Raw genomic sequence first — 2,207 nt, forward strand, 5'->3', positions numbered from 1 at the left:
CCCTGGGTGCCCAGGTGACGGTGGTGGCCTGTGACGTGGCGGACGAGGACGCGTTGGCCGGGGTGCTGGCGGCGATTCCGGTCGAGCGGCCGTTGTCGGCGGTGGTCCATGCCGCCGGTGTTCTGGACGATGCCGTGGTGACCGGGCTGACCCCCGGTCACCTGGACCGGGTGATGCGTCCCAAGGTCGACGCCGCGCTCACCCTGCACCGGCTCACCCGCCACCACCCCCTCAAGGCGTTCGTCCTGTTCTCCTCCGCTGCCGGTGTGCTCGGCAGCCCGGGGCAGGGCAACTACGCGGCGGCCAACGTGTTCCTGGACGCCCTCGCCGCGCACCGTGCCGCCGCCGGGCTGCCGGTGCTGTCGTTGCCGTGGGGGCTGTGGAGCGACCGCAGCGAGCTGACGGCGTCGGTCGGCGAGGCGGGCGGGTCCGGGGTGCTCGGTCTGCCGGCCGAGGAGGCGCTGGGGCTCTTCGACGCTGCGTGGAGCTCCGCGGAGCCCGTGCTGGTGCCGGTCCGTCTCGACCAGGCGGCGCTGCGGCGCCAGGACGTGCTGCCGCCGGTGCTGCGGAACGAGGTGCGCCGCCCGGGTGCCGCCGGGCAGTCCGCCGTACGGTCCGCGACCGCGTCGGCCCGGGAACGCCTGCTCGGGCTGCCGGAGGAGGAGCGCCGGAGGGCTCTGCTGGACCTGGTGCGTACCCACGCCGCCGCCGTGCTGGGGCATTCGGCGACCGGCTCGGTGACGGCGGAGCGCGCCTTCAAGGAACTGGGCTTCGACTCGCTCACCGCCGTCCAGTTGCGCAACCAGCTGAGCGCCGCGACCGGGGTGAAACTCCCGCCGACCGTCGTCTTCGACCACCCGACCCCGGCCGACCTGGCCGACCACCTCGGCGGCCAGCTTTTCGACGACGCAGCCGAGTCGGACACCGGCACCGCCGCGCTCCTGGCCGAGCTGGACCGGCTGGAGTCCGCGCTGCTCTCCTCCGCCTCCCGGCTCGCGGACCCGGAGCAGGTGTCGTCGCGGCTGCGCGCCCTCGCCGCGAAGGTCGCCGGCGCGGGTGACGGCGGTGTGGACATCGACCAGGAAATCGCCTCGGCCACAGCCGACGAGCTGCTCGGCCTCATCGACAAGGAGTTCGGCTCGGTGTGACCCGGGCCCGTCCCGGACCTCACCTCTACCCGACCCGTCCTCGGGCCCGGACCGCCCCCGGCGGCGAGCGGGCACCTTCCACGTGATCTTCGAAAGGCATTGGGCAAGGCGATGGCAGAGCAGGAAAAACTCCTTGAGTACCTGAAGCGGATGACGGCCGACCTCCGGCAGGCGAACCAGAGGCTCAGCGACGTCGACGCCAAGGCGCACGAGCCGGTCGCCATCGTCGGGATCGGGTGCCGGTTCCCCGGTGGGGTGCGGTCCCCGGAGGAGCTGTGGGAGCTGGTGGCGGGCGGTTCGGACGCGATCTCCGGCTTCCCCGCCGACCGCGGCTGGGACCTGGACGGCCTGTACGACCCCGACCCGGAGGCTCGCGGCAAGGTGTACGCCCGCGAGGGCGGGTTCCTGTACGACGCGGCCGAGTTCGACGCCGCCTTCTTCGGGATCTCGCCGCGTGAGGCGCTGGCGATGGATCCGCAGCAGCGGCTGCTGCTGGAGACGTCCTGGGAGGCCGTGGAGCGGGCGGGCATCGACCCGGCCTCGCTGCGGGGCAGCCGCACCGGCGTCTACATGGGCCTGATGTACCACGACTACGCCGTCCACGCCGCCGGGGTGCCGGAGGACCTGGAGGGGCACCTCGGCACCGGCACGGCGGGCAGCATCGCCGCCGGACGGATCGCGTACACCTTCGGCCTGGAGGGGCCCACCCTCACGGTGGACACGGCGTGTTCGTCGTCGCTGGTCACGCTGCATCTGGCGGTGCAGGCGCTGCGGCGGGGCGAGTGCTCGATGGCGCTGGCGGGCGGGGTGACGGTGATGTCGTCGCCGAGCGCGTTCCTGGACTTCAGCCGGCAGCGCGGGCTGTCCCCGGACGGCCGCTGCAAGGCGTTCGCGGAGGGCGCGGACGGCACCGGCTTCGGCGAGGGCGTGGGCGTCCTCCTCGTGGAGCGGCTGTCCGACGCCGTGAGGCTGGGGCATCCGGTGCTGGCCGTGGTCCGGGGGAGTGCCGTCAACCAGGACGGCGCGAGCAACGGGCTCACCGCGCCCAACGGGCCCTCC

2 protein-coding genes are annotated in these 2,207 nt (G+C 73.8%); both read left to right on the forward strand.

From position 1 onward, the window contains the following. Positions 1-1,148: beta-ketoacyl reductase (locus H5J33_RS32085; protein WP_181798250.1), on the forward strand; the 1,148-nt coding region annotated here is incomplete at its 5' end. Positions 1,149-1,259: 111 nt separating this feature from the next. Next, on the forward strand, positions 1,260-2,207 hold a 948-nt coding region (locus tag H5J33_RS32090), incomplete at its 3' end, for a beta-ketoacyl synthase N-terminal-like domain-containing protein (protein ID WP_181798251.1).

It is taken from the genome of Streptomyces sp. WELS2 (genome assembly GCF_013870595.1).
In the GTDB taxonomy this organism is placed as follows: Bacteria; Actinomycetota; Actinomycetes; order Streptomycetales; family Streptomycetaceae; genus Streptomyces.